The organism is Plantactinospora sp. DSM 117369, from assembly GCF_053764795.1.
In genome coordinates this window covers 661,356-686,770 of record NZ_CM132446.1, presented here as the reverse complement: position 1 = coordinate 686,770, position 25,415 = coordinate 661,356, and the positions used below count along the sequence as shown (strand labels likewise).

Here is a 25,415-nt window from a genome sequence, read left to right as displayed (position 1 = left end):
TGCCTAGATACTGGCCGACATCGGGCATTGATCACCACCCCGGGGAGCAAGAGCATTACTCCAAGCCGATGTGGGGGGCGCTGTCCGTAAGCAAACGTCGGACCCACGCGCGCGCGGCAGCACCGGGCAGCCCGGAGCTGGGGGAACTGGCTCCCGGGATGGCTCGGGACGCCGAACAGTGGGGGAGGAACCATGCCGGATCGTTCCGGACGGAGCTGGGCCCGAAGGCCGAGACGCTGGCGCCTGGTGGCCGCCGCGGCCGCCGTGCTGCTCGGCGTCACCGCACAGCCCGCGATCGCCACGGCGGCCGGTCCCGAGGCGGAGGTGAACCGGGAACTGCTCGCCGAACTCGCCGCCGAAGGCAGCACCACGTTCACCGTCTACCTGCGAGAACGCGCCGAGCTGAGCGGAGCGGCGAAGCTGGCCGACTCCGACGACCGGGCCACCGCGGTCTACCGGACGCTCACCGCCACCGCAGAGCGCAGCCAGCGCGACCTCCGCGCCGAACTGGACAAGCGCGGCGCGACGTACCGGTCGTACTGGATCGCCAACGTGTTGCGGGTGGAGGGTGACCGCGCCCTGCTCGACGCGATCGCGGCCCGGGACGACGTGCAGAGCATCGAACCGAGTCGTACCTACGAACTGATCAAGCCCGAGCCGTTCCGCGCCACCACCGGCACCGGTACCAACGCGGTCGAGTGGAACCTCGACAACATCGAGGCACCCCGGGTCTGGTCCGAGTTCGACACCCGGGGCGAGGACGTGGTCGTCGCCAACATCGACAGCGGGGTGCAGTTCGACCACCCGGCGCTGCGGAACTCCTACCGGGGCAACACCGGCGGCGGCTTCGACCACAACTACAACTGGTTCGACCCGGCCGGGGTCTGCGCCAGCCCGGCGCCGTGCGACAACAACGGCCACGGTACGCACACCATGGGCACCATGGTCGGCGACGACGGTGCCGGCAACCAGATCGGGGTGGCGCCCGGGGCCCGGTGGATCGCCGCCAAGGGCTGCGAGACCAACGACTGCACCGACGCCTCCCTGCTCGCCGCCGGCCAGTGGGTGCTCGCCCCGACCGACCTGAACGGGCAGAACGCCCGGCCCGACCTGGCCCCGGACATCGTCAACAACTCCTGGGGCGGCGGCCGCAACGACGAGTGGTACAAGCAGACCGTGGTCTCCTGGCGGGCCGCCGGCATCTTCCCCAGCTTCTCCGCCGGCAACGACGGGCCGGGCTGCAACACCACCGAGAACCCCGGCGACTACCCCCTGACCTACGCGGCCGGGTCCTACGACAGCAACAACAACGTCTCCAGCTTCTCCGGCCGGGGCGCGTCCAGCATCGACGGATCGGTCAAGCCGAACATCGCCGCGCCGGGCAGCAACGTCCGGTCCAGCCTGCCCAGCAACGGCTACGGCACGGGCAGCGGCACCTCGATGGCGGCACCGCACGTCTCCGCCACCGTCGCGCTGATCTGGTCGGCCGCGCCCGGGTTGAAGGGCAACATCCCGGCCACCGAACGGCTGCTCGACGACACCGCCACCGACGTCAACGCGCTCACCTGCGGCGGCACCCTCGACGACAACAACACCTTCGGCGAGGGCCGGCTCAACGCGTACCAGGCGGTCGAGGCGGCGCCGCGCGGCGACTCCGGCCGGGTCACCGGGACCGTCACCAACGCCGGCACCGGGGAGCCGGTCGCGGGCGCCGAGGTGCGTACCGGCGAGTTCAACACGGTCACCGACGCGGACGGCCGGTACGCGCTGGTACTGCCGGTCGGCACCCACGAACTGACCGCCAGCGGGTACGGCTTCAACCCCGGCTCCGCCACCGTGACCGTGGCCCGGGGCGAGGCGGTCACCCAGAACTTCGCCCTCGGCACGGCCCGGATGGTCACCGTCGCCGGCAAGGTCACCGACGGCTCCGGGCACGGCTGGCCGCTGTACGCGAAGATCGAGGTCTCCGGCCGACCCGGCGGCCCGGTCTACACCAACCCGGTGACCGGCGCCTACTCGTTCACCGTCCCCGGCAGCGCCACCTACCGGCTCGACACCACGGTCGTCTACCCCGGCTACCGGCCGGTCAGCACCGAGGTGGCGGTCGGCACCGGCTCGAAGACCGTCGACATCAGCGCCACCGTGCTGCCGGCCTGCACCGCCGCCGGCTACGCGGCCGGGGTCAGCGACCCGCTGCTGACGGAGAGCTTCGACGGCACCTCGGCCCCGGCCGGCTGGTCGGTGGTGAACCGGACCGACAAGGGCGGCTGGGCGTTCGACGACCCGGCTGGCCGGACCAACCTGACCGGCGGCACCGGCAACTTCGCGATCGTCGACAGTGACCACCTCGGCACCGGCAACACCCAGGACACCGACCTGGTCACCCCGGCGCTGGACTTCTCGGCGACGGGCGCGCCACTGCTGCGCTTCAACAGCGACTGGCGGGCGGTCGGGATCAGCGACACCGCCGACGTCGACGTCTCCACCGACGGCGGTACGACCTGGACCAACGTCTGGCACCAGACGGTCAGCCGGCGTGGCCCACGGGTCGAGGAGGTACCGCTGGACCCGGCGGCCGGTGCGGCCAACACCCGGGTGCGGTTCCGGTTCAACGGCACCTTCGCCTGGTGGTGGCAGGTGGACAATGTCCAGTTCGTCAACCGGACCTGCACCCCGAAGCCGGGCGGCCTGGTCGCCGGCTTCACCACCGACGCCAACACCGGCGGCCCGCTCAACGGCGTGACGGTGGTCAGCGACAACCAGCCGGCCGACAAGGGCGTCTCGGCGGCGACGCCGGACGACCCGAACATCCCGGACGGCTTCTACTGGCTCTACTCCGGGCTGACCGGGGCGCAGCCGTTCACCGCCAGCCTGTCGCCGTACCGGGGGTTCACCAAGCAGGTGACGGTACCGGCGGACGCCACCCGGCGGGCTGACTTCGCGCTCAAGGCGGCCCGGCTGACGGTCACCTCGAACGCCCTGGAACTGCACCAGCCGTACGGCAGCACCCGGAACGTCACACTGACGGTGACGAACACCGGCAACGCGCCGGCCACCGTGCAGACGATGGAGCGGGCGGCCCAGTTCAGCCAGCTCTCGGCGAAGGGCGCCGAGCTGGTGGAACACAAGATGAAGGGGCTGAGCCAGAGCCGCACCGGGACCGCGTACGGGCCCGGCACCGGTACCGCCGCCGCCGCACCGCTGGTCGACGAGGCGTGGACCCGGGTGGCGAACCTCCCGGCGTCGATCTACGACAACTCGGCGGTGACCCTGGACGGCAAGGTCTACTCGATCGGTGGCGGTGCCGGCACCGGCAACGAGCGCAAGACCTGGGTCTACGACCCGGCGACCAACGTCTGGACGGCGCTGCCGGACATGCCGACCGCGCGGTCGAAGCCGGCGGTCGCCGCGCTGAACGGCCGGATCTACGCGATCGGCGGCTGGGGCGACGGTGCCGCCCCGGTGGCCACGGTCGACATGTTCAACCCGGCGACCGGGACCTGGAGCACCCTGCCCGGAGTGACCAACCCGGCACCCCGGGCGGCAGCCGCGTTCGCGACCAGTGGCGGCAAGCTCTACGTCATCGGCGGCTGCGGCGACAACGAGTGCGCCGTCGACACCCCGGACGTGACGGTCTTCGACCCGCTCGCCGGCACGTTCGACACCGTCGCCGACTATCCGCAGGGTTCCTCCTGGATGTCCTGCGGCGGCATCGGCGGCAAGGTCTACTGTGCCGGTGGCGTCGGCGCGGTGGAGTACAAGAACGGCTACGTCTACGACCCGGCCACCGACGCCTGGGACTCGCTGCCGGACATGCCGCTCGACCTCTGGGGCTCGCAGTACGCGGCGGCCGGCGGCATGCTGGTGCTGGCCGGTGGCGCCACCGCGGCCTCGACCACGCTGACCAACCGGACGATCGGGTACGACCCGGTGGCCGGTGCCTGGGTGAACCTGCCGAACGCGCAGTTCGCCCGCTATCGGGGCGCCGGCGTCTGCGGCGCGTACAAGGTGGGTGGTTCGCCGAGTTCGTTCGTCGGGTCGGCCGAGACCGAGCGGCTCGGCGGGCTGGAAGCCTGTCTGGAGGCGGGCGAGGCGTCCTGGCTGAGCACCGCGCCGGCCAGCTTCACCCTGGCCGCCGGGGCGTCCCGGAACGTCACGGTCACCCTGGCCGCCACCGCGGCGGCCGGGGTCGCCCAGCCCGGCACCTACACCGCCGAACTCGGCCTGGTGACGGACAGCCCGTATCCGGTACCGGTGATCGGGGTGGAGATGAACGTCTCCCCGCCGGGCACCTGGGGCAAGATCCAGGGTACGGTCGTCGGCCGGACCTGCGGCGGCGCCGAGGTGTCGCTGGCGGCGACGGTCCGGGTCAACCTGGTCGGCGATCCATCCACCGGGTACACCCTCTCCACGGTGGACAAGGGGACGTACTCGTGGTGGCTGCCGAAGGGCCGGTACGACGTCATCGCCGCCAAGGACGGCTGGGTGCCGCAGGTGAAGCGGCAGCAGATCCAGGCCAGCCTGGTCAGCACGCTCGACTTCACCCTGGAACCGGTGAACCCGTGTCCGGCCCGGCTGGGCGGGATCTGACCGGCGGCGGCCGGGTGCTGACCCGGCGGTGACTGCCGAGCGGCGGTGCCCGCCGTCCCCGTCCGGGGGCGGCGGGCACCGCCCTTGCCGTCGGGCGCCGGTCCGGTACCGGGTCCGGCCGGTCCGCTGCGTCGGGCACGTTGACAGCGGCGCGGTACCCGTTGGTAGCCTGCCGGGCGTGATCGACGAGGCCGGATCCGCGCCACCGCAGCACGTGCTCTGCGTGCTCGGCGCGGGATTGGACCTCGACGTCGTGGCTCGGCTCGCGGCCGAGATCGGTGGCCCGGACTGCACCCTCGACGCCGAATACTCCCGGCCGGAACCCGACCCGCGGATGGTCGCCTCGTTCCGGTCCTCGCTGACCAGCCCGAGTTTCACCGACGCCGACCGGCGGGCGGTCAGGGAGCACGACACGGTGGCGTACCTGCTGTCGCCGCCGGCCACCCGGCAGACCGCGCTGGAGGTGTCGCGGCGGATGCTGGCGTTGACCGCCGCGCTGCTCCGGGCCGGCGCCACGGCGGTACGCAACGAGAGCAGCGGCTTGGCGCACGGCCGGGACCGCTGGCTCGACCTGGCCGACCGGGCCGCCGCCGCGACCGACGACCCGACCCTGGCGGTGGTGCTGCACCGGGCCTGGGTCAAGCGGCCGATCACCGACGGCGTCGCGGTCTACAGCTGTGGGATGCACCTGCTCGGCGCCCCGGACGTCGAACTGCGCGCCGGGCAGCCGACCGGGGCTGCCGAGATCGACGCACAGGTACGCCTGCTCGACGCGCTGGCCCGCTACCTGCTGACCGAGCCCCGGGCCGGCCAGATCCGCGACGGCGAGACGTTCGCGCTCGCCGCCGATGCCCCGTACTGGATGCTCGGCAGCCGGGACTGCGCCCGTTACGACCCGGACGACCTCTACCGCAACCCGTACGGCTACTGGTGCCTGACGCCCGGATAGCCGGAAGAAGCACGGGCAACCGACGTCTGCCTAGGATGGGATCATGGCGACACGTCCTCCGGTGCCCCCGTTCAGCACCGAGACCGCGATCCAGAAGGTGCGACTGGCCGAGGATGCCTGGAACGGTCGGGATCCGGAGAAGGTGGCGCTGGCCTACACCCCGGACTCCCGGTGGCGCAACCGGGCCGAGTTCATCCACGGGCGGGACGAGATCATCGCGTTCCTGCGCCGCAAGTGGGCCAAGGAGCTGGAGTACCGCCTGATCAAGGAGCTCTGGGCGACCGAGGGCAACCGGATCGCCGTGCGGTTCGCGTACGAGTGCCACGACGACTCGGGGAACTGGTTCCGGTCGTACGGCAACGAGAACTGGGAGTTCGACGAGAACGGGCTGATGCGGGTCCGGCTGGCCAGCATCAACGACCTGCCGATAGCCGAGTCGGAGCGGAAGTACCACTGGCCGCTCGGACGCCGCCCCGACGACCACCCCGGGTTGAGCGACCTCGGCCTCTGAGCGTGAGCGGCGCCCGGCTAGCGTGCCGGGGGCGGCGTTGTGGGCTTTGTCCCGAAGCCGGGGCAGGCGACGAAGAGCGCGAAGATGCCGCCGAAGACCGCCAGCCCCGCACCTGCGGGATGTACGCCCTCGATGTCGGCGAACGGTGAGCCGAAGTGGACGGCGATCATCGACGCGAAGAGCAGCAACTGCAGGACGCCGCCCCAGGGGGCGTACCTGCCGGGCCGGCTCACCGCGATCGTCACGGCGGTGGCGACGAGCGCGACGAGTGCGTGCACCAGCCCCAGTCCCTGTGCGTACGCGCGCTGCCATCCGCTGGCCTCCAGATCGGCCGCGTCGATCCAGTCCGCGAAGTCGAGGTAGTGGACTGTTGTCACCGGCATCCCGGGGCGGAGGATGTGACCCCACGGCAGCACGAAGAAGCCGGCCAGCAGCAGGCCGAGGGCGACGGCGAGCAGCAGGACGCGCCACGCCAGCCAGAACAGCCACCGCCCCTGGTCGGCCGGGGTGGGCACCGCCACGGACGGCGGCGCCGGAACCGCACCTGGCAAAGCCGGCGGCGCACCTGGCGTTGCCGACGGCGTACCCGGCAAAGCCGTCGGCGCACCTGGCGTTGCCGACGGCGTACCGGACACTGCTGGCGGCGAACCTGCTGCGGAGGCGGTCTCGGCCACCGCCGGCAGCGGGTCGACGACCGGTCGCTGCCAGCCGTCGAGCGCCTGCGGCGTCCACCGTGTTCCGTCGAACCACCGCAACGGGTACCGGCCGGACGGATCGGGATACCACCCCGGTCGCATACCGTCCTCCCCCCAAAGGTCTCCGACCGGGCGAGCCTAATACGGCGGCCGGGGTGCGATCCTCGGCCGGTACTCCGGCTGGCTACGGCTCGTCGGATTCGGGCCGGTCGGGTGCGCCCTTCTCGAAGTAGAACGACATGTCCTCGAAGCGCGAACCGAGATAGAAGCAGGCGCCGAGTATCGCCGCCGCCAGCAGGAGCGTGCCGAGCCCGCCGGTCGAGATGTCCACCCCGAAGAGGCCGGCGAACCACGGAAGCAGGGCGAGCAGCAGCATGTTGACCAGCACACCGGTCAACAACCAGCGGAGCTTTGTCCAGACGCCGGGCCGCCCCGAGAGCCAACCGGAGTATCCGGTGACGGTGCCCAGCCAGTCCAGCCCGGCGTTGACCAGGTAGCCGGCGAGGAGCGGCGTCGCCCAACCCCAGAAGCCGTCGTCGAAATCGAATCCGCCGAGCGCGAGGCCGAGCACCGCGAGGGCGGACGTCGGAAGGATCGCGACCGGGCTGATCGTCAGGCTCACTCGCCAGCTTGTCCCTGCCATGTGCGTCCTTCCCACCCGTTCGGAGTGGAGTACACGACGCCGCGAACTGGCGGCGATCGCGGCAGGTCGATTCTCGCAGGGTCGTACCGGTCGCGGCCACCGCCGCCGGGGTGGTGGCCGCCCGCCCCGTAGAGCTGCCGATGATCCGGCTGGTCGCCTCCCCGACCGTCATCCCGGCCGGGCCGCGCCCGGCACCAGACCAGCGGCCGGTCCAGTGAGTCTCCAGTAGGGATCCAGTGCGGTCCGCCAGCCTCACGGCACAAGGGGTGAGAGGAGACAACGTATGAAAGCCAGACTGCTGCGCGGGATCGCCGCGACGGCCCTCGCGCTCGCCGTCGTGCTGCCCGGGACCACCCAGCCGGCGCACGCCAACCCGGACGGCACCAACACCTCGCTGATCGACATGCTCGACCTCGCTCTCAACCTGCTCGGCCGGGTCGGCGACGGCGACGTGTCGGCCGAGGACCTGGCCGCGATGACCCAGGACGTCATCAACGCGCTCAACCAGGCCGAGTCGGCGGTGATCGCCCACCTCGACGCCATCGCCGTGGCCGACATCCGCGACGACGCCACCGCCGCCGTCATCGAGTTCGAGGACATCAACAACTTCGCCGAGGAGACGTTGGAGGACTGGGCCCAGGACGTCACCCACGACGCGGTGCGGGCCAGCAGCTATCTGGACGCGGTCGCCGGCAAGAAGGCGATCGACGATGTCGGGTACGCAGTCGTCACGCTCTTCCCGATCGCGATGGTGGCCCGGGCCCGGGCCGGCTTCGGCACGACGAACCTGCGTACCCAGTACCGGGCGGCGTTGCAGAAGATCGTGGACAAGCTCGCGCCGAGCTGCCAGTACTCCTATCCGGAGCCGAACGCGGTCCCGCTGATCCGCTCCTACACCTGCACCGTCTACGGCCCGCATACCGCGACGCAGTTGGAGCAGTACTGGCTCGGCGAGTGGCAGTTGGGCCCGATCGATCCGGCAGCCGTCGAAGCCGCCTCGTACGCGAACACCAGCCGTGCGGTGGCCATCGAGTCCCTGCGGCAGTTGCCGTAACGAACCGTTGCCGGCGCCTGGAACGACGGGCTCATGCCGGGATCCCTCGGCATGAGCCCGTCGGCGGTCCTGGCCCGGCTGTCATCCGCCCGGCGTGCTGATGACAGCCAGCCCTACAGTCAGGGCGTGAGTAGCGACCTGACCCTCCTCGCGCTGTGGGACCCGGGTTGGTACAACCTCGACCAGTCGTTGAAGGTCGGCCGGCAGGACCGATTCGCCTTCTGCCACGGCGTCGTGTCGCCCGGATACGACCTGGTCTTCGCCAACGGCCTGGGCACCAACTGGGACTATCGGTCGGCGACGGTGGAGCTGATCGAACACCCTGAGTTCGGGCTTCTCGACGAGGTCGACACGACGGCTTTCGGCCAGTACACCTTCCGGCTACAGGACGGACGGTGGATCACCATTGAAGCCGAGGAGGGCCCGGGGGCGGTCAACGCCGCCAGCCCGGACTTTCCCGTCGATGCCGCCGACCCGAATCGGGGAGGCAGCTCGGACTGGACCCTCGTGGTGGCGCTCTCCGGAGTCACGAACGCGAACCGAGGCTGAGGCCGATAGCGCGTGCCGTCGCCACCCCCTGCCCGCCCCCGTCACGTTGCTTCCGGCTGCGTCGGCTCGCTCGGCGTAGGCCCGTCGGTGGTCGTCGTCGTACGCGACGACAGCGCCTCCGCGATGGCGGTGAACTCGTACGGGGTGCCGGGTGCACGTGCCGGAGTGATCGGGGTCATTGGTCGGGCGGGCCGCGCCAGGAGAGCCGGGGTTCCTCGCCCAACGTCGTCTGGTAGTCGACCGCCGTCGTCTCCCGGCCCCACTGCGGCATCCCGGCCGGCAGGTCCAGCCGGTCGAGGATGACCTCGACCACGGTCGGCCGATCCGGTACGCCGCCCAGCCCGGCCAGTACCCGGGCCAACTCCCCCTCGGTGCCGACCAGGTGCGAGTCGACCGCGACCTGTCGGCTGAAGACGCCTGGTAGGTCGGTGTACCGCCAGTTGTCGATGTCGTTGTACGGCTGGTGCCGCCCGTCGATTGCCCGCTCCACCGTGTAGCCGGCGTTGTTCAGCACGAAGATGAGCGGTCGCTGACCGGTGGCGATCATCCGGCTGATCTCCTGGGCGGTCAGTTGCAGCGAACCGTCCCCGGTGATCAGCACGACCCGCCGCTCCGGTGCCGCCGTCGCCGCCCCGAACGCGGCCGGTACGGCGTACCCGATCGCCCCCCACAGCGGCGCCTGCACGCAGACCGCGCTCCTCGGCAGCCGGATCGACGCGACCCCGAACGACGGGGTACCGGTCTCCGGCACCACGATGTCGCCCTCGGCGAGGATCGCCGAGATCGCCGGCCAGAGCCGGGCCTGGGTGACCGGCGCGTTGCTGGCCGGGTCGAGCCGGGCTGCCGGCAGCCGGCCCGGGTCGGCCGCGGTCGCCCAGTCGACGGCGCGGACCGGCCCGATGGTGTGCAGTCGGGCCAGCGCGGCGGCCGGGGCGACCGGTGCGAAGAGCCGGCCGCCCACCGAACTCGCCCGCCGGCCGATCGAGATGATCCGGGCCGGATCCAGGTCGGCGGTGAACAGCCCGTCCCAGTCGAAGAACTTGGTACCGACGCAGACCAGCACGTCGGCCTCCTCGATGATCCGCCGCACCGGCTCGACGCTGTCCCCGCCGTTGTAGACGCCGACGTAGTTCGGGCCGGTCTCGTCGAGCAGCCCCCGGCCGAGGCCCTGGGTGGCAGCCGGCCAGTGCCGGTCGGCGAGCAGCGCGGCGATCTCGGCGCCGAGGCCGTACCGGACGGCCAGGTTGCCGACCAGCAGGGCCGGGCAGGTGGCACCGTTCAGCAGCCGCTGTGCGGCGGCATCGAACGCGTCGAGCTGCTCGGGGGCGTTGACCGGTGCCGGCCGGTCGAACCGCCGGGGCGGCTTCGGGACCGGCTGCCGGGCGACGTCCCCGGGCAGCCGCAGGTAGACCGGACGTTGCTGGGTCCAGCACTCCCGCAGCACACGGTCGATCTCGACGGTGGCGTTGCCGGCGGTCAGGGTGGCCTGGGCGACCGTCACCTCCCGGGCGACCCGGACCCACCGGTCGAAGTCGCCGTCCCCGAGGGAGTGGTGCATGGCGGCCCGCCGGTCCATGATCTCCGTCGTCGGGCCGCCGACGATCGAGACGATCGGCACCGACTCGGCCATCGCGCCGGCCAGGCCGTTGACCACGGACAGCTCGCCGGGGCCGAAGGTGGTGACGATCGCCGCGATGCCGGCCAGCCGGGCGTACCCGTCGGCGGCGTACGCCGCGTTCACCTCGTTGCAGCTTCCGACCCACTCGATTCCCGGAAACGCCTCGACCTGGTCGAGGAACTCCATGGTGTAGTCGCCGGGCAGCCCGAAGATGTGCCGTACGCCGAGGTCGTGCAGCCGGCAGAGCAGAAACTCGCCCACGGTCGTGGTTTCGGTCGCGTACTCCGGCATGACGTCCCCCATCGACCGTTTCAGCCCGTTTCCCACCACCGGGTGCGGGTTCCCGTTCCCGCCCGTCGCACACCTCGGCCGGCTACGACGTCCGGGTCAGCCGGCGGAAGTAGCCGTCGACCAGGCCGAAGTCGACGGTGTCGGTCCGGAAACCGACGTACTTGTCCGGGCGCAGCAGGTAGACGCTCGGCCGGCGTACGCCGTACCGGTTGTGCGCCTCGCTCCGCGGATCGGTGAGGAAGCCCTGGCGGCTACGGGTGACCAGGTGTACCGAGCCGCGCCCTCGCATCGCCTGGCCGGCGGCGGCCCGCCAACTCGCCAGGGCACTCCGGTCGGTGGTGTCTCCGGCGAACAGCACCAGGTGGTGGCCGGGGTCGCGGTAGCGGTGCCGCAGCGCGACAGGTCCGTGGTCGGTCTCCAGGTAGGCGTCGGGCGCCAGCTCACCGGCGGCCGGTCCGCTGTTGTCGTAGCCGCTCCAGATGGTCGGCGGCGCCTCTGCCCACCGCTCCCCGACGGTCGGACTCTCGTGGTAGCTGACCTGGTGCTCCGCGATGGCCTGGGCGAATCTGCGCTGGACGGCGTCGAGGCCGCCGACGATGCGCAGCGCCTTGCCCCGCGCCCACCGAGCCATCCGGGGCCGCAGGGTGGCGAGCCGGGTGGCGGTCGAGGTGGTCTCGACAACTGCCCTGGCCACCGGCCTGCGCTCGGTCTGGTAACTGTCCAACAGAAAGTCACCCGCACCGCCGGTGGCCACCATGGCCAGCTTCCACCCGAGGTTGTAGGCGTCCTGTATGCCGACATTCATGCCCTGGCCACCGATCGGACTGTGGCTGTGGGCCGCGTCTCCCGCCAGCAGCACGCGACCGCTGCGGAACGTTCCGGCCAGTCCCTCCCGGGCGGCGAACGACGACGCCCACTGTAGATCGGAGATCCGGGTGGAGAGCGACGTTTCGGCACCGATCCGGGCGGCGAAGTCCCCCAGCCCCGGCCGCTCCGGCGGAAGCCCCTCGGAGGTGCTGGCCAGCACCCGCCAGACCCCGTCCTGCGGCATCGGGAACACCGCGACGACACCGCCCGGCCCGAAGATCGCATGGAACCGGTCCCGGGGCAGGTCCCAGCCGGCCCGGACGTCGCCCAGGATGAAGCCCCGGTCGAGATCCTGCCGCTGCCAGTCGATGCCGGCCAGCCTGCGTACCGTGCTGTGCGAGCCGTCGCAGCCGACCAGCCATCGGGTGCTGGACCGCTTCCCGGTGCCGAACTCCACCGCGACGTCGTCCGCCCCGGCCTCGAACGCGGTGAGGGCGGTCTCCCACTCGACCTCGACCCCGAGGTCGGTCGCGCGTCGGCGCAGCAGGTCGACCGTCTGCCACTGCGGTATGCACAGGTCCATCGGAAAGGGGGAGTCGACCACGGTCAGGTCCATGTCCGCCAGGGTCCGGGCGCCACGATAGAAGTGGATGCCGTGCAGCGGCTGGCCGAGGCCTATCGCCTCGTGCGCGAGGTCGAGATCGTCGAGGATCTCCAGCGACCTGGCCACGACCGCGACCGCCCGGCTCTCCCGGTTGGTGCTCGGGCCGGCGTCGACGACCCGCGGCCTGACCCCGTGCCGGGCGAGCTGGATGGCCAGCATCAGGCCGGTCGGGCCGGCACCCACGATGAGAACGTCGTCAGTGGCCATCGGATCCTCCTGAAACGAGCGCTCGTCCTTTTCAGACCCGCGGGCGTTCCGCGGATCGTCGGCAAAGGGGTCAGGCAGTGGCGAAGAGGGCACGTAGGCCGTTGCGGAAGGCGGCGGGATCGACGTCGCCCGTCACCGCCCGGCGCACCATGAAGCCGTCGACGAAGGCGATCAGCGCCTGGGCGACATGCTCGGCGGATACATCGGCGGACATCAGTCCCTGCTGCTGGTGCTGGGCGACGAACCGGGCGAGGATCCGCTGCGCCTCCGTGTAGACGGTGCGTACGTGCACCGCGAGCGAGGGCGAGCGCAGGGCCTCCGACCAGATCTGCACCAGCAGCCGGGCCGATTCCGGCGCGGTGTCCAGCGGCGAGCGGCCGGTGTCGAGCACGAGATCCACGATGGACTCCAGCGGCGGCGGCCGTTCGGCGTCGATCCGATCGAACATCGCGGCGACCTCCCCGAGGGCCTCCGAGGTGATCGCGGCGATGATCTCGTCCTTGCCCTTGAAGTACCGGTAGACCGCCCCCGCCGAGAGGTCCGCCTCCAGCAGCAGGTCCTGCATCGAGGTGGCGTGGAAACCGTTGTCGGTGAAGCGGCGGCGGGCGGCGTCGAGAATCTGTCGGGTCCGTTCGTCGGAGCGCTGCTGCGCGGGTCGCACCATGTTACCGACCTTAGAACGAACATTCGTTCTTGACAACAGCCGCACTCTGAACAACTGTGAAGGAGCGTTCGTTTTACACGTCCGAGGAGGTCATTGTGCTCGTGTCCGTACTCAGCACTCTTCTCGCTGCTGTCTTCCTCGCCGCCGGTTTGTCCAAAGTGGTACTAGCGGAGGCTGTCACCGGAAATCTACGGCGGCTCGGCGCCGGCGCCAGCCTGACCCGGTTGATCGGTGCGCTGGAGATCGCCGCCGCACTCGGGCTCGCCGTCGGCATCTGGTACACACCGCTCGGCGTCGCGGCCGGGACCGGCCTGACGCTGTTGCTCGTCGGCGCCCTCGCCTACCACGTCCGGGCCGGCGACCACCGCAACCCCCGCCACCGGAGCCACGTCCTGGGGCCGGTGATCCTGGGGCTGGCGGTGGTAGTGCTCACCACGGCCCAGTTGACCTGGGGAATCGAGGCTTGAGGAAGGGTCCTCCCAGATCGGCGCCCGGTGGACCGGACCTGTCCCGGACATACGAAAGGGTCCCGCCGATCGGAGCAGATCGGGGGACCCTTGCGTACCGCCAGAGGTGGTGCGGGGAATCAGGCGACCGTGACGGCCACCTCGTTGATGCCCCGGCCGGCGGTGACCGAGAGGTCGCCGTTGCCGTGCCGGGAGAGCGCCCGCAGCGTCCAGGTGCCCGGTGCGGCGAAGAACCGGAACTGCCCGGCCGGCGAGGTGACCACCTCGGCGGTGAACTCGCCGGTGGAGTCGAGCAGCCGGACGTACGCCCCGGGAACGGCCTCGCCGTTCTCGGCGCTGACGACCCCGGTGATGACGGTTTCCTTCTCCAGGTCCAGGCTCGCCGGCAGCGGAGCCGCCTGGTCGGGCGCCGCGCAGCCGGCGGCGATCGGAGCGGTCATGGTGCTCACGCCTCCCCCGGCTCGTCGCCGAGCGCCACCGGCACGCCCACCAGCGAGCCGTACTCGGTCCAGGATCCGTCGTAGTTCTTCACGTTCTGGTGCCCGAGCAGCTCCTTGAGCACGAACCAGGTGTGCGAGGAGCGCTCGCCGATCCGGCAGTAGGCGATGGTGTCCTTGCTGCCGTCCAGCCCCGCCTCGCCGTAGATCTTGCGCAGTTCGTCGTCGGACTTGAAGGTGCCGTCCTCGTTGGCCGCCTTCGACCACGGCACGCTGATCGCGGTCGGAATGTGCCCGGCCCGCTGCGCCTGCTCCTGCGGCAGGTGCGCCGGGGCGAGCAGCCGGCCGGCGTACTCGTCGGGGGAGCGCACGTCGACCAGGTTCTTGCTGCCGATCGCGGCGACCGCCTCGTCGCGGAAGGCCCGGATCGACAGGTCCGGCTCCTGCGCGGTGTACTGCGTGGCGGGGCGAGAGACGGTGTCGGTGACCAGCGGACGGGCGTCCAGCTCCCACTTCTTGCGGCCGCCGTCGAGCAGCTTGACGTCGCGGTGCCCGTAGAGCTTGAAGTACCAGTACGCGTAGGCGGCGAACCAGTTGTTGTTGCCGCCGTAGAGCACCACGACGTCGTCGTTGGAGATGCCGCGCTCGGAGAGCAGCGCCTCGAACTGCGCCTTGTTCACGAAGTCCCGACGTACCGGGTCCTGGAGGTCGGTCTTCCAGTCGAGCTTGATCGCACCGGCGATGTGCCCGCCGTCGTAGGCGGTGGTGTCCTCGTCGACCTCGACGAAGACCACGCCGGGAGTGGCGAGGTTCTTCTCGGCCCAGTCGGCCGAGACGAGTGCGGTGTCGCGACTCATCAGATCACTCCTTGGTGAGGATTTGTGTGAGCCTGCGCGTGGAGGTCGACCGATGTTGTTGTCGCATCTCACGCGCGGGACCCATGGACAGGTAGGGATCACGGGTACGTGCGACGGCGCCGCTGCCGGGCGTGAGGGAAGGACTCAGAGGGTACGCAGAACAGCCCCGCCGTCAGATGACGGGGCGACACAGGCAGGTGGCCACGCGGCACAGGTCGACCGCGCGCCGTTTGGTGAGGAGCGTCCCCATGAACCGGGAGCCTACCAGCGCTACGGACTCGTCACACAGGACCAACCACGATCCGGGATCGCGCGACCCCGGATCTGACCACTCTGATCAGCTAACCTCGCTCAGCGCCACGTCCCGGGCGCTGGCGGTGACAGCCAGTCCGTCCGGCAGCGGCCGTACCTCGTGCAGTTGCAGCGCGAACGGCAACGGCGGCAACGGCACCCGGACCGAGAGCTGCCGGGCGAAGTTGTTGACGAAGGTCTGGACCACCGGATTGTCCGGCAGGTCGGCGGAGGTGAGCCGGTCGAAGGTGACCACGATGTCGTCGCCGTCGACGGTCACGTTCGCGGTGCCCTGCACGGTCAGCTCCTGCTCCAGGATCGGCACCCGGACCGGCGCGGTCACGGCGAGCTTGCCGTCCTGCTCCCGCAGTTGGACTCCCGGCCGGTCGATCAGCGCCACCACGCTGTCGTACGCGACGGTCCCGGTGCCCTGGACGGTCTTCGCGGTGACCTCGCCCTGGCCGGAGCGGAGCGTGTCGAGCGACGCCGTCACGTCCCGGGCGTCGACGGTCAGCTCCGGCACCTTCACCGCGGCGTCGGTGCCCTGCACCGGCCCCTGCACGTCGCGGAGCAGGACCTTGATCGAGTCGTACCGGCCGCCGAGCACCTGGGTCAGGAACGGGAAGCCGCCGACCGTCACCTCGGGAGCGGCGGACTGCACGTTCTGCCGGGAGATCTCCTGGTCGATCTGGTCCGCGACGACCCGCTCGGCGATCCCGGCGGCGACCCGGTCGGCCACCACCAGCAGCCCGGCCAGCACCAGGAGCAGGATGACCAGGATGACGAGCGCGCGACGCCCCCTGCGCCGACGGGGCCGTTCGCCGTACGTCCCGCCGTCTGCCGGATAGCTGTCCGCCACGCCGCCTCCCAGATCCGGTGCCGTCGCACCCGCCTACCGCCGTCGTCGGCACCACTATCTACCCGAACGGGCACATCTCCAACCGTCGGGGTACGCCGCCCCGGCGGGTGGTGGGAGCCGCCCTTCCGCTCCGATGCCGCCCCCTGCTCAGAGGAAGAAGACACTCATCGCGTACGCGGCCGGTGCGGCCAACGCGAAGCCGCCGAGTGGTCCCTGCATGTGCCGGGCGACCCACATCGTCGGCGGTTCGCCGGCCATCTGCCGACCCGCCTCGCCGTAGCCAACCCCCAGGTCGGCCAGGGCCGCCGCAGCCGCGGCGACCAGTCCGACCACCGCACCGCTGGTCGGGGTGAACGCCACCAGGTAGCTGCCGAGGATGCCCGCGGCGAGGGTGCCGAGCATCGCCCCGATCACCACACCGGCAGCGCCGCGTGGCACCTGTGGGGCCAGGCGCGGCCAGGGCAGCACCGCGTCGGTCACCCGGGCGACGGTCAGCGCCACCGCCGCCGCGGTCAGGCAGACGAAGATCGCCTGGGTACCCTTCGGGATCCGGCTGAGCACGATCAGGGTGCCGAAGGCGACCACGCCGACCACGATGAACAGGGTGGCGCCGAGCGACTCGGTCACCCGGGCCCGGTCCGCCCGACGGACGAGCTGCCCGAGCACCCCGACGAGGAAGCCGCCCGCGGCCACGTACCCGAGGGGGGCGAGCGCGGCGATCTGCGGCAACACGGCGGCCGCGTCGGCGGCGGCCGCGACCGCCACCGCGACCCCGCCCACCAGCAGCAGGGCCGGCGGGCGCATCGCCATGGTCCAGGCGAGGACGAAGAGGAGCTGCACCCCGAAGACGACCACGGCGAACGGCAGCCGGGCACCGGGCCCGGCGGTCTGCGCCCCGAAGATCAGACCGACGCCGAGCAGTCCGGCGAAGCCGGCGATCGCCACCGAGAGCAGCCGGCGGACCGGTACGGGTGGCAGTTCCTCCTCGCCGTCGAGCTCCTCGGGGTCCACCTCGCCGTCCGGGCGCGAGCCGTCCGTGACCCGGCCGCCGGCGCGGTGGCCGTCCGGGTTCCGGGGGCCGTCGCCGGACCTGCCTCCGTCACCGTGCCGGGGACCGTCCGGCACGCGCGGAGCGTCGAAGGGGCTGCGGGCGTCCGGCCCGGCGGGGCGACCGCGCGGGTCCGGGGCGCGCTGCGGGCCGGCCGGACCGGGGCGGTTCTCCGGCCAGGAATCGCGGCCGGTCTCCGGTGGCGTCGAGGGGTACACGCCCCGATCGTGCCAGACCGACCACCGACGCGCCGGGCCCGACGTCCCCGAACCGGAACACGATCCGGGAAACCTGCCGGTAATGACCGATCACACAACCGATGAACCGAACGTGTGAGAGCGTCCGGCGGAAGTTCCGATAAGGTTGAGCCTTACCTGCCCGTCAGTGACGCCGGGACGACCCCAACCCCCAGCGGTCCCGGAGTCCCCGCCCGAGTGCCGCTGGCCACCGCGCGGCGCCCCAGGTGCCGCCGGGACGGAGGTGATGTGTGGAGATCCTGCTGCTGGTGACCGCGCGCGCAGGCGAACCGTCCGTCGTGCTGCCGGCCCTCGACCTGCTCCCCCACTCGGTGCGTACCGCCCCGCGTGATGTCCGCACCCTCGTCTCCGGGCCGAGCCCGGACGCCGTACTCGTCGACGCCCGCTCGGAACTGAGCGAAGCCCGGGCGACGTGCCGGATGCTGCACGCGACCGGGCTCGGTGTGCCGCTGGTCGCGGTGGTGACCGAGGCCGGTCTGATCGCCCTGAACGCGGACTGGGGCGTCGATGACGTCATCCTGGCCAGCGCCGGTCCGGCCGAGGTGGAGGCCCGGCTGCGACTCGCGGTCGGCCGACTCAGCAACGCGACCGCGGCGGCCGGCGGGCTGATCCGGGCCGGCGAGTTGACCATCGACCCCGACACCTACGCCGCCAAGCTCAAGGGCCGGCCGCTCGACCTGACCTACAAGGAGTTCGAGCTGCTCAAGTTCCTCGCCCAGCACCCGGGCCGGGTCTTCACCCGGGACCAGTTGCTCCGCGAGGTCTGGGGCTACGACTACTTCGGCGGCACCCGCACCGTCGACGTGCACGTACGCCGACTGCGGGCCAAGCTCGGCTCGGAGTACGAGTCGATGATCGGCACCGTCCGGCAGGTGGGCTACAAGTTCGTCACCCCGCCGTCCCGGCCGCTGCCCGAGTCGGAGAGCGTGCCGCTGCCCGTCTGACGAGGACGTCCGACCTCGACCACGAAGGCCACCCGGCGGTGCCGGGTGGCCTTCTGGCGTACCGACCCGAAGGCAACTCACAGCAAATGCGAGAAACCATAAGAATTCGGGCAATAGGTACGTAGCCTTGACCGGGAACGTCCGGAGGAGGCAGAGGTGGCATCAGTGGTTCCCACGATGGTTTTCGGCGCGGGACGGGCGGATTCCCCCAGGGCGGTCCGCTGATGCCGACCATGTCCCGCACCCACATGCTCACGGTCGCCACGCTGGTCACCGTCGCCGTACTCGGCGGCGCGTACGCGCTCGGCCACACCCTCGGCCAGCCCGGCGGAGCACTGGCCCCACCCGAGAACCAGGCCCGGCACCAGACCGATCCGCAGTCGGACGGGGAACCGGACCAGCGGTCGGCAGACCGGGCCGGCGGGCCGGCCGAGGGACGGGCCGACCCGGGGCAGCAGGACGGACCGACCGAGGCCCCGGACGGTCCGGGGTTTCCGGCACCGCCGGCCAGCACGCCGCCGGGCGGCACCCCGCAGCCCGGTCCGGCCGATCCGGACCAGACGCAGCCGTACGAGCCGCAGTTGCCACCCGAGCGGGACGGACCGTACGGCGCCCGGGTCAGCACCGGCGCCCGTTACGTGGCGCTCACCTTCGACGACGGCCCCGATCCCCGGTACACCCCGCAGACCCTGGCCGTGCTGCGCGAGTACCACGTCAAGGCCACCTTCTGCCTGGTCGGCGAGAACGCCCAGCAGTACCCGGAACTGGTCCGGGAGATCGTGGCGGAGGGGCACACCCTGTGCAACCACTCGTGGCGGCACGACGTCGGGCTGGGCAGCCGGTCCAGCGCCAGCATCCGGGCCGACCTGGTACGCACCAACGAGGCGATCCGGGCCGCCGTGCCGGACGCGCGGATCGGGTACTTCCGGCAGCCCGGCGGGGCCTGGACCGCCACCGTGGTCGCGGTGGCCCGGCAGTTGGGCATGACCTCGCTGCACTGGGCGGTGGACCCGAAGGACTGGACCCGTCCCAGTGCCGGCGCCATCGCGGCGCGGGTGATCGCCGGCGTCGCTCCCGGAGCGATCGTGCTGCTGCACGACGCCGGCGGCAACCGGCAGGGCACCGTGATCGCGCTCGGATGGCTGCTGCCCGATCTCGCCCGGCGGTACGCCCTCGCCGCGCTGCCGACCGGCCCACCGCCGATCGGCATTCCGCCCGCCGGCACGCCCTCGGGCGGCACGCCGATGCAGGGCCAGCCGGGCGGCGCGGCACCCTCACCCGGTTGGCCGGCGGCCCCGCCCAGTGGACAGCCGCCGGCCGGAACCCCGCTGGCCGGGCCGGCGGTGCGGTCCTGAGCCTCCGGCCGGCGGGTACCGCCGCAGCGGGGACTACGGTGAGCAGATGACCACCGAACAGCCGGCGGAGTCGCGGGTGACCAGCCTCGACAGGCTCGCACCGGACGAGGTCGGGGCGGTACTCGCCCTGGCCGGTGTGGCGAGTGCCGCCGACGGCGCCGACCCGCTCTCCGAGCACGTGACGCTGCGGCTCCGGCAGGCCGAGGCAAGCCCGGTCACCCATCTGCTCGTCCGGGAACCGGCCGGGGCGGTGGTCGGCTACGCGCACCTGGAACCGCTGGACGGGGCGGCCGAGGTCTCCGCCGAACTCGTCGTACATCCGTTGTGGCGCCGGCAGGGGCTCGGCCGGGCGCTGGTCTCGGCGGCGCTGGACCGGGTACCCGGAACCGGCGCGCTGCTGGTCTGGGCGCACAGCGACCATCCCTCGGCCGCCGCGCTCGCTCTCGACCTGGGGCTGCACCGGTCCCGAGTGCTGTGGCAACTGCGCCGCTCGCTGCGGGACCCGCTGCCCGAGCCGAAGCTGCCGGCCGGGGTCGCGCTGCGGGCGTTCCGGCCCGGCAGCGACGACGAGGCGTGGCTGGCGGTCAACCGGCGGGCCTTCGCCAGCCACCCGGAGCAGGGCCGCTGGGACCTGGCCGACCTGCGGCTGCGCCTCGCCGAGCCGTGGTTCGACCCGGCCGGCTTCCTGCTCGCCGTCGAGGAGTCGTCGGGCCGGCTGCTCGGCTTCCACTGGACCAAGGTGCACGGCGGGCGGACCGAGGCGCACGGCGGGCCGGAGCCGGCCGCCCGGGCAGCGGGGACCGCGCCGATCGGCGAGGTGTACGTGCTCGGTGTCGACCCGGACAGCCACGGGCTCGGGCTGGGCCGGGCGCTCACCCTCGCCGGCCTGCACCACCTGCGCGACCGGGGACTGACCCGGGTGATGCTCTACGTCGACGAGTCCAACACCGGCGCGATGGCGCTCTACACCCGGCTCGGCTTCGCGAACTGGCTGCGGCACGTGCGGTACCGCCGGTCGCCGGGGTCGGCGCAGCGCCCAGCCTGACCGGGCCGCGCCTCCGGAGTGGACGGCCGGCATCCCGGGCGGCCATCCGGCGGCGACCGTACGGGCCAGCCGCACCGTCCCCGCGGTCGACCCAGACCGTCCGTACGGAGCACCGGCCACCGGCCGTCCGGTTGGCCCGGGCGGGTCACGAACCGCGCTAATAGCCCTAGATGTCGCACCGGTCCCACGGTTCACGGAACGGACATCTTGCCCTCAGGATCCGGCCACCCAGCCGGCTCCCCCTGTTCACCCTGCGTTCACTCACGACCGGCGAACCGGCTACCTGGCGCTCCTAACTTCCCTACTAGCCGACCACTAGTCGGCTCCCGGGGCGGCGCCTCGGGCTTGCTTCGTACAAGGTGAAGGGAACCTTTCAGGTGAAGCTCCAGCGGCACGGCACCATTGCCTGTCTCGCTCTGGCCACGGCACTGGCAGTCAGCGCGTGCGGCTCGGACAATAACGAGCCCACCGAGCCATCGGCTTCCGGGTCCTCCGCGGCGGCCGACTGCGCCACGGGCACGATCAACGCCCAGGGTTCGTCGGCGCAGAAGAACGCGGTCGACGAGTGGCGTAAGGCATACCAGCAGAAGTGCACCGGCTCGACCATCAACTACGAACCGAGCGGTTCCGGTGCCGGCATCCAGGCCTTCATCGCCGGCACCGCGGACTTTGCCGGCTCGGACTCGGCCCTCAAGGACGACGAGCAGCCGAAGGCCGACGCCAAGTGCCCCGGCGGCAAGGCCATCCACCTGCCGATGGTGATCGGCCCGGTCGCGGTCGTCTACAACGTGGACGGCCTGGACAACCTCCAGCTCAAGCCGGCCACCCTCGCCAAGATCTTCGCGGGCAAGGTCACCAAGTGGGACGACGCCGCGATCAAGGCCGACAACCCGGGTGCGACCCTGCCGTCGACCACGATCCAGACCGTGCACCGCTCGGACGAGTCGGGCACCACGGACAACTTCACCGACTTCCTGGCCAAGACCGCCGAGGCCGACTGGACCTTCGGCAAGGGCAAGGCCTGGAAGGCGCCGGGCGGCACCGGTGCGGCCAAGTCGGACGGCGTGGCCAGCGCGGTCAAGCAGGCCCAGGGCAGCATCAGCTACGTCGAGATGTCGTACGCCGAGAACGGCGGCCTCAAGATGGCCAAGATCGGCAACGGGGCCGGCGAGTACGCCGAACTGACCCCCGAGTCGGCCGGTAAGACCATCGCCGGTGCGCAGGTCACCGGCCAGGGCGAAGACCTGAAGATGTCGATCGACTTCAACACCAAGGAGGCCGGGGCGTACCCGATCGTCCTGGTGACCTACGAGATCGTCTGCTCCAAGGGCCTCGCCGCCGACAAGCTGGCGCTGGTCAAGGGCTTCCTGAGCTACGCCGCCAGCACCGAGGGGCAGGCCGACCTGACCGAGCTGGGCTACGCCCCGCTGCCGGAGTCGGTCCGCAGCAAGGTCGAGGCGTCGGTCAAGGCTCTCGCCTGATCTCCAAATAGATCATCCTCATAACTTCGTCAACGGAGCGAGCGAGCAGATGGGCGACACCCCAGACCGCTCGGCCAACGCCGGCACCGGCGGACCTCGGGTGACCATTGGTCACACCGGGTCCGCCGGTGCCGCGCTGTCGGTCGACGTACCAGTGACACCCGCGGACCGCGCTCCGGACGGAGCCGGCTGGCGCGGCGGCGACGGCAGCGGCGGCGGCACCGGCCTGGGCGGCGGCGGGGCGCTGCCCCGGCGACGGGCCTTCGGCGCCGAGCGCCTCTTCCAGGGCTTCACCATGGCCGCCGGCACGATGGTGCTGGTCATCATCGTGGCGATCGCGATCTTCCTGATCGCCAAGGCCGTACCGGCACTCAACGCCAACACCGCCAACTTCTTCACCTTCGAGGGCTGGTTCCCCAACGAGGCGCAGCCGAGGTTCGGCATCGGCGCGCTGGCCTTCGGCACCGTACTCACGTCGGTCCTGGCGCTACTGCTGGCCGTGCCAGTGGCGCTGGGCATCGCGCTCTACCTGTCGCACTACGCACCCCGCCGGGTCGGCACCGCGCTGGGCTTCCTGATCGACCTGCTGGCCGCGGTGCCGAGCGTGGTTTTCGGGCTCTGGGGCCGGGACTTCTTCTACGGTCCGGTCCAGGAGTTCTCGGTCTGGCTGAACAAGTACTTCGGCTGGATCCCGATCTTCGGCGGTGACGGGCCGTTCGGCCGGTCGATCCTGCTCGGCTCGCTGGTGCTGGCCATCATGGTGCTGCCGATCATCACCTCGCTCTCCCGCGAGGTGTTCCGGCAGACCCCGACCGCCAACGAGGAGGCCGCGCTCGCGCTCGGCGCCACCAAGTGGGAGATGATCCGGACGGCGGTGCTGCCGTACGGGCGCCCCGGCGTCATCGGCGCCACCATGCTCGGCCTGGGCCGGGCGCTCGGCGAGACCATCGCCCTGGCGATGACCCTCGGCATCGTCTCGAACATCTCGTTCAACATCATCGAAAACGGCGGCAACACCGTCGCCGCCAACATCGCGAACGCGTTCGGCGAGGCCAACGACGTCGGTCGGGGCGCGCTGATCGCCTCCGGCCTGGTGCTCTTCTCGATCACGCTGATCGTCAACATCACCGCGCGGGCCATCATCTACCGGCGCCGGGAGTTCACGGAGTCCGCAGCATGACGACAACGATGACCGCACCCCCCTCGGCCGCGCCGGGGCAGAGCCCACAACTGCGTGCCCGGAAACTCCCGGTGGTGGCGAGCCTCGGCATCGCTGCCGCCGCCGTGGTGCTCTCCGCCGCGCTGGTCTACGGCGCCGGGATCGGCGGCGCCGCCCTGGTCGTCGCCCTCGCGGTGGTCTTCTACCTGGTCGGTCTCTTCGTCGCCAGCAGCGTGGTGGAGGGGCGGCGGCAGGCCCGCAACCGTACCTGGAGCGCGCTGATCCACTCCGCCTTCGTACTCGCCCTGCTGCCGCTGGCCTCGGTCACCTGGACGCTGGTCAGCAAGGGTGTCGAGCGGCTGGACGGCAACTTCTTCGGCACCTCGATGAACAACATCGGGGCCCGGGACCCGAACGGCGGCGCGTACCACGCGATCGTCGGCACGCTGGAGCAGGTCGGCGTCGCCACCCTGATCACCGTGCCACTCGGCATCGCCTGCGCCATCTACATCGTCGAGTACGGCCGGGGCCGGTTCGCCTTCACCATCCGGTTCTTCGTGGACGTGATGACCGGCATCCCGTCGATCGTCGCCGGCCTCTTCGTACTGGCCTTCTGGATCCTGATCGTGTCGCCGTACTTCAACGACGGGCGGCCGGGCTACTCCGGCTTCGCCGCCTCGCTCGCGTTGAGCGTGTTGATGCTGCCCACCATCGTCCGGTCCACCGAGGAGATGCTCCGGCTGGTGCCGGCGCCGCTGCGCGAGGGTTCGTACGCACTCGGCATCCCGAAGTGGAAGACGATCCTGCGGATCGTGCTCCCCACCGCCCTGCCCGGCATCGTCACCGGCGTCATGCTCTCGGTCGCCCGGGCGGCCGGGGAGACCGCGCCGGTGCTGCTGGTCGCCGGGGGTGGCGCCGCGATCAACTTCAACCCGTTCGAGAACAACCAGTCGTCGCTGGCGCTCTTCGTCTACCAGCAGGCCGGGGACGCCTCCCGGTACGCGCCGGCCCGCGCCTGGGCCGCGGCACTCACCCTCGTCGCCCTCGTGCTGATCCTGACGATCGCGGCGAAACTGCTGGCCCGCCGCAACCGGTTCAGCCGATAACCCCGAAGGAATGATCATGGCCAAGCGAATCGACGCGACCAGCGTCACCGCGTACTACGGCTCGTTCAAGGCGATCGAGGACATCAACCTCACCGTCGAACCGAAGACCGTCACCGCGCTCATCGGACCCTCGGGCTGCGGCAAGTCGACCTTCCTGCGCACCATCAACCGGATGCACGAGGTGCTGCCGGGTGCCCGGGTCGACGGCAAGCTCACCATCGACGACCAGGACATCTACGAGCGGGACGTGGACGTGACCGCGGTCCGCCGGATGATCGGGATGGTCTTCCAGCGGCCGAACCCGTTCCCCACCATGTCGATCTTCGAAAACGTGGTCGCCGGGCTGCGGCTCAACGGCGTACGCCGCAAGTCGGTCCTGGAGGACGCGGCCGAGCGGGCGCTGCGCTCGGCGAACCTCTGGGACGAGGTCAAGGACCGGCTCGGCAAGCCCGGCGCGGGGCTGTCCGGCGGGCAGCAGCAGCGGCTCTGCATCGCCCGGACCATCGCGGTCGAGCCGCAGGTGGTGCTGATGGACGAGCCCTGCTCGGCGCTGGACCCGATCTCCACGCTGGCGATCGAGGACCTGATGTTCAAGCTGAAGGACCGCTACACGATCATCATCGTCACGCACAACATGCAGCAGGCGGCCCGGGTCTCCGACCGGACGGCCTTCTTCTCCATCGAGCGCACCGGTGACCCCGGCCGACTCATCGAGTACGACGACACCCAGAAGATCTTCAGCAACCCGAGCGTGAAGAAGACCGAGGACTACATCACCGGCCGCTTCGGCTGACCGACGCGCTCCGTACGCTCGCTCCTCCATGATCCCGGGGAGTTTGGCTGATTCCCAGCGGCCGAACTCTCCGG

The 25,415-nt window shown here is 71.3% G+C and carries 23 protein-coding genes and 1 pseudogene; 13 read left to right on the top strand and 11 right to left on the bottom strand.

The genetic code is table 11. The features are described from left to right. The first annotated feature begins 192 nt into the window (after positions 1–192). From ACSMXO_RS03160 to ACSMXO_RS03150, 3 genes are all read left to right on the top strand, one after another. On the top strand, positions 193–4,590 hold the full coding sequence (locus ACSMXO_RS03160; RefSeq protein WP_455416638.1) for a S8 family serine peptidase: 4,398 nt from the start codon (positions 193–195) through the stop codon (positions 4,588–4,590). Positions 4,591–4,768: 178 nt separating this feature from the next. After that, positions 4,769–5,539: a hypothetical protein gene (locus ACSMXO_RS03155; RefSeq protein WP_455416637.1), complete on the top strand. Its 771-nt coding sequence runs from the start codon at positions 4,769–4,771 to the stop codon at positions 5,537–5,539. Between the two features lie 43 nt (positions 5,540–5,582). After that, positions 5,583–6,050: a nuclear transport factor 2 family protein gene (locus ACSMXO_RS03150; RefSeq protein ID WP_455416636.1), complete on the top strand. Its 468-nt coding sequence runs from the start codon at positions 5,583–5,585 to the stop codon at positions 6,048–6,050. A 17-nt stretch (positions 6,051–6,067) separates the two neighbouring features. Here the strand turns inward: ACSMXO_RS03150 and ACSMXO_RS03145 are convergent, their stop codons facing one another. The 3 genes and pseudogenes from ACSMXO_RS03145 to ACSMXO_RS03135 all read right to left on the bottom strand — a co-directional run bounded on the left by ACSMXO_RS03145 (position 6,068) and on the right by ACSMXO_RS03135 (position 7,367). Then, on the bottom strand, positions 6,068–6,601 hold the full coding sequence (locus ACSMXO_RS03145; RefSeq protein ID WP_455419458.1) for a hypothetical protein: 534 nt from the start codon (positions 6,599–6,601) through the stop codon (positions 6,068–6,070). A 174-nt stretch (positions 6,602–6,775) separates the two neighbouring features. Then, a pseudogene (locus tag ACSMXO_RS03140) lies at positions 6,776–6,847 on the bottom strand (DUF2510 domain-containing protein); the annotation flags it as partial. An 82-nt stretch (positions 6,848–6,929) separates the two neighbouring features. Beyond that, a complete protein-coding gene (locus ACSMXO_RS03135) occupies positions 6,930–7,367 on the bottom strand; it encodes a hypothetical protein (protein ID WP_346260957.1) in 438 nt (145 codons plus the stop codon). 304 nt (positions 7,368–7,671) lie between these two features. Between ACSMXO_RS03135 and ACSMXO_RS03130 the strand changes: the two genes are divergently transcribed. Both ACSMXO_RS03130 and ACSMXO_RS03125 read left to right on the top strand, forming a co-directional pair. Further along, entirely contained in the window at positions 7,672–8,442 is a 771-nt protein-coding gene (locus tag ACSMXO_RS03130; RefSeq protein WP_346260956.1) for a hypothetical protein, read from the top strand. Between the two features lie 126 nt (positions 8,443–8,568). Continuing rightward, positions 8,569–8,991 carry a hypothetical protein gene (locus ACSMXO_RS03125; protein WP_455416635.1) on the top strand — a complete coding sequence of 141 codons (423 nt, stop codon included), beginning with the start codon at positions 8,569–8,571 and terminating at the stop codon, positions 8,989–8,991. Positions 8,992–9,166: 175 nt separating this feature from the next. Here the strand turns inward: ACSMXO_RS03125 and ACSMXO_RS03120 are convergent, their stop codons facing one another. From ACSMXO_RS03120 to ACSMXO_RS03110, 3 genes are all read right to left on the bottom strand, one after another. Beyond that, positions 9,167–10,900 carry an alpha-keto acid decarboxylase family protein gene (locus tag ACSMXO_RS03120; RefSeq protein WP_455416634.1) on the bottom strand — a complete coding sequence of 578 codons (1,734 nt, stop codon included), beginning with the start codon at positions 10,898–10,900 and terminating at the stop codon, positions 9,167–9,169. 82 nt (positions 10,901–10,982) lie between these two features. Then, complete coding sequence (locus ACSMXO_RS03115) at positions 10,983–12,578, bottom strand: FAD-dependent monooxygenase (RefSeq protein WP_455416633.1); 1,596 nt, start codon at positions 12,576–12,578, stop codon at positions 10,983–10,985. Between the two features lie 70 nt (positions 12,579–12,648). Further along, the gene (locus ACSMXO_RS03110) at positions 12,649–13,242 is read right to left on the bottom strand and encodes a TetR/AcrR family transcriptional regulator (protein WP_455416632.1); all 594 of its coding nucleotides are present in this window, start codon (positions 13,240–13,242) and stop codon (positions 12,649–12,651) included. A 95-nt stretch (positions 13,243–13,337) separates the two neighbouring features. On the opposite strand from ACSMXO_RS03110, the gene ACSMXO_RS03105 reads away from it, so the two are divergent. Continuing rightward, positions 13,338–13,709: a DoxX family protein gene (locus ACSMXO_RS03105; RefSeq protein WP_455416631.1), complete on the top strand. Its 372-nt coding sequence runs from the start codon at positions 13,338–13,340 to the stop codon at positions 13,707–13,709. Positions 13,710–13,828: 119 nt separating this feature from the next. On the opposite strand, the gene ACSMXO_RS03100 is transcribed toward ACSMXO_RS03105, so the two are convergent. The 5 genes from ACSMXO_RS03100 to ACSMXO_RS03080 all read right to left on the bottom strand — a co-directional run bounded on the left by ACSMXO_RS03100 (position 13,829) and on the right by ACSMXO_RS03080 (position 17,419). Then, a complete protein-coding gene (locus ACSMXO_RS03100; protein WP_455416630.1) occupies positions 13,829–14,149 on the bottom strand; it encodes a DUF1416 domain-containing protein in 321 nt (106 codons plus the stop codon). A gap of 5 nt (positions 14,150–14,154) precedes the next feature. Beyond that, positions 14,155–15,003, bottom strand: coding sequence for a sulfurtransferase (locus ACSMXO_RS03095; RefSeq protein ID WP_346260950.1), 849 nt, complete (start codon positions 15,001–15,003; stop codon positions 14,155–14,157). A gap of 172 nt (positions 15,004–15,175) precedes the next feature. Then, entirely contained in the window at positions 15,176–15,253 is a 78-nt protein-coding gene (locus ACSMXO_RS03090) for an Ms5788A family Cys-rich leader peptide (protein ID WP_311202345.1), read from the bottom strand. 87 nt (positions 15,254–15,340) lie between these two features. After that, positions 15,341–16,153 (bottom strand): LmeA family phospholipid-binding protein, encoded by an 813-nt coding sequence (locus tag ACSMXO_RS03085; protein WP_455416629.1) that lies wholly within the window; start codon positions 16,151–16,153, stop codon positions 15,341–15,343. 147 nt (positions 16,154–16,300) lie between these two features. Next, a complete protein-coding gene (locus tag ACSMXO_RS03080) occupies positions 16,301–17,419 on the bottom strand; it encodes an ICP22 family protein (RefSeq protein WP_346260948.1) in 1,119 nt (372 codons plus the stop codon). 269 nt (positions 17,420–17,688) lie between these two features. Between ACSMXO_RS03080 and ACSMXO_RS03075 the strand changes: the two genes are divergently transcribed. The 7 genes from ACSMXO_RS03075 (at position 17,689) to pstB (ending at position 25,341) form a co-directional block, all read left to right on the top strand. Continuing rightward, positions 17,689–18,402 carry a winged helix-turn-helix transcriptional regulator gene (locus tag ACSMXO_RS03075; RefSeq protein ID WP_107257554.1) on the top strand — a complete coding sequence of 238 codons (714 nt, stop codon included), beginning with the start codon at positions 17,689–17,691 and terminating at the stop codon, positions 18,400–18,402. A gap of 233 nt (positions 18,403–18,635) precedes the next feature. Next, positions 18,636–19,757: a polysaccharide deacetylase family protein gene (locus ACSMXO_RS03070; RefSeq protein ID WP_455416628.1), complete on the top strand. Its 1,122-nt coding sequence runs from the start codon at positions 18,636–18,638 to the stop codon at positions 19,755–19,757. Positions 19,758–19,803: 46 nt separating this feature from the next. Continuing rightward, positions 19,804–20,802 carry a mycothiol synthase gene (gene mshD / locus ACSMXO_RS03065; protein ID WP_455416627.1) on the top strand — a complete coding sequence of 333 codons (999 nt, stop codon included), beginning with the start codon at positions 19,804–19,806 and terminating at the stop codon, positions 20,800–20,802. 377 nt (positions 20,803–21,179) lie between these two features. Next, positions 21,180–22,283 (top strand): phosphate ABC transporter substrate-binding protein PstS, encoded by a 1,104-nt coding sequence (pstS, locus tag ACSMXO_RS03060; RefSeq protein WP_346261013.1) that lies wholly within the window; start codon positions 21,180–21,182, stop codon positions 22,281–22,283. A 49-nt stretch (positions 22,284–22,332) separates the two neighbouring features. After that, the gene (gene pstC, locus ACSMXO_RS03055) at positions 22,333–23,463 is read left to right on the top strand and encodes a phosphate ABC transporter permease subunit PstC (RefSeq protein ID WP_346260945.1); all 1,131 of its coding nucleotides are present in this window, start codon (positions 22,333–22,335) and stop codon (positions 23,461–23,463) included. Next, positions 23,460–24,548: a phosphate ABC transporter permease PstA gene (pstA, locus tag ACSMXO_RS03050; RefSeq protein WP_346260944.1), complete on the top strand. Its 1,089-nt coding sequence runs from the start codon at positions 23,460–23,462 to the stop codon at positions 24,546–24,548. Before pstC ends, pstA begins: the two co-directional genes overlap by 4 nt. Before the next feature lie 16 nt (positions 24,549–24,564). Next, positions 24,565–25,341 (top strand): phosphate ABC transporter ATP-binding protein PstB, encoded by a 777-nt coding sequence (gene pstB, locus ACSMXO_RS03045; protein WP_346260943.1) that lies wholly within the window; start codon positions 24,565–24,567, stop codon positions 25,339–25,341. Positions 25,342–25,415 lie beyond the last annotated feature (74 nt).

Excerpts from the sequence above, each read along its gene's own strand:
- ACSMXO_RS03160 (WP_455416638.1), top strand. The coding sequence starts at position 193 with ATGCCGGATCGTTCCGGACGGAGCTGGGCCCGAAGGCCGAGACGCTGG.
- ACSMXO_RS03150 (WP_455416636.1), top strand. The coding sequence starts at position 5,583 with ATGGCGACACGTCCTCCGGTGCCCCCGTTCAGCACCGAGACCGCGATC.
- ACSMXO_RS03130 (WP_346260956.1), top strand. The coding sequence starts at position 7,672 with ATGAAAGCCAGACTGCTGCGCGGGATCGCCGCGACGGCCCTCGCGCTC.
- ACSMXO_RS03120 (WP_455416634.1), bottom strand. The coding sequence starts at position 10,900 with ATGCCGGAGTACGCGACCGAAACCACGACCGTGGGCGAGTTTCTGCTC.
- ACSMXO_RS03115 (WP_455416633.1), bottom strand. The coding sequence starts at position 12,578 with ATGGCCACTGACGACGTTCTCATCGTGGGTGCCGGCCCGACCGGCCTG.
- ACSMXO_RS03110 (WP_455416632.1), bottom strand. The coding sequence starts at position 13,242 with ATGGTGCGACCCGCGCAGCAGCGCTCCGACGAACGGACCCGACAGATT.
- ACSMXO_RS03100 (WP_455416630.1), bottom strand. The coding sequence starts at position 14,149 with ATGACCGCTCCGATCGCCGCCGGCTGCGCGGCGCCCGACCAGGCGGCT.
- ACSMXO_RS03095 (WP_346260950.1), bottom strand. The coding sequence starts at position 15,003 with ATGAGTCGCGACACCGCACTCGTCTCGGCCGACTGGGCCGAGAAGAAC.
- ACSMXO_RS03090 (WP_311202345.1), bottom strand. The coding sequence starts at position 15,253 with ATGGGGACGCTCCTCACCAAACGGCGCGCGGTCGACCTGTGCCGCGTG.
- ACSMXO_RS03070 (WP_455416628.1), top strand. The coding sequence starts at position 18,636 with ATGTCCCGCACCCACATGCTCACGGTCGCCACGCTGGTCACCGTCGCC.
- mshD (WP_455416627.1), top strand. The coding sequence starts at position 19,804 with ATGACCACCGAACAGCCGGCGGAGTCGCGGGTGACCAGCCTCGACAGG.
- pstC (WP_346260945.1), top strand. The coding sequence starts at position 22,333 with ATGGGCGACACCCCAGACCGCTCGGCCAACGCCGGCACCGGCGGACCT.
- pstA (WP_346260944.1), top strand. The coding sequence starts at position 23,460 with ATGACGACAACGATGACCGCACCCCCCTCGGCCGCGCCGGGGCAGAGC.
- pstB (WP_346260943.1), top strand. The coding sequence starts at position 24,565 with ATGGCCAAGCGAATCGACGCGACCAGCGTCACCGCGTACTACGGCTCG.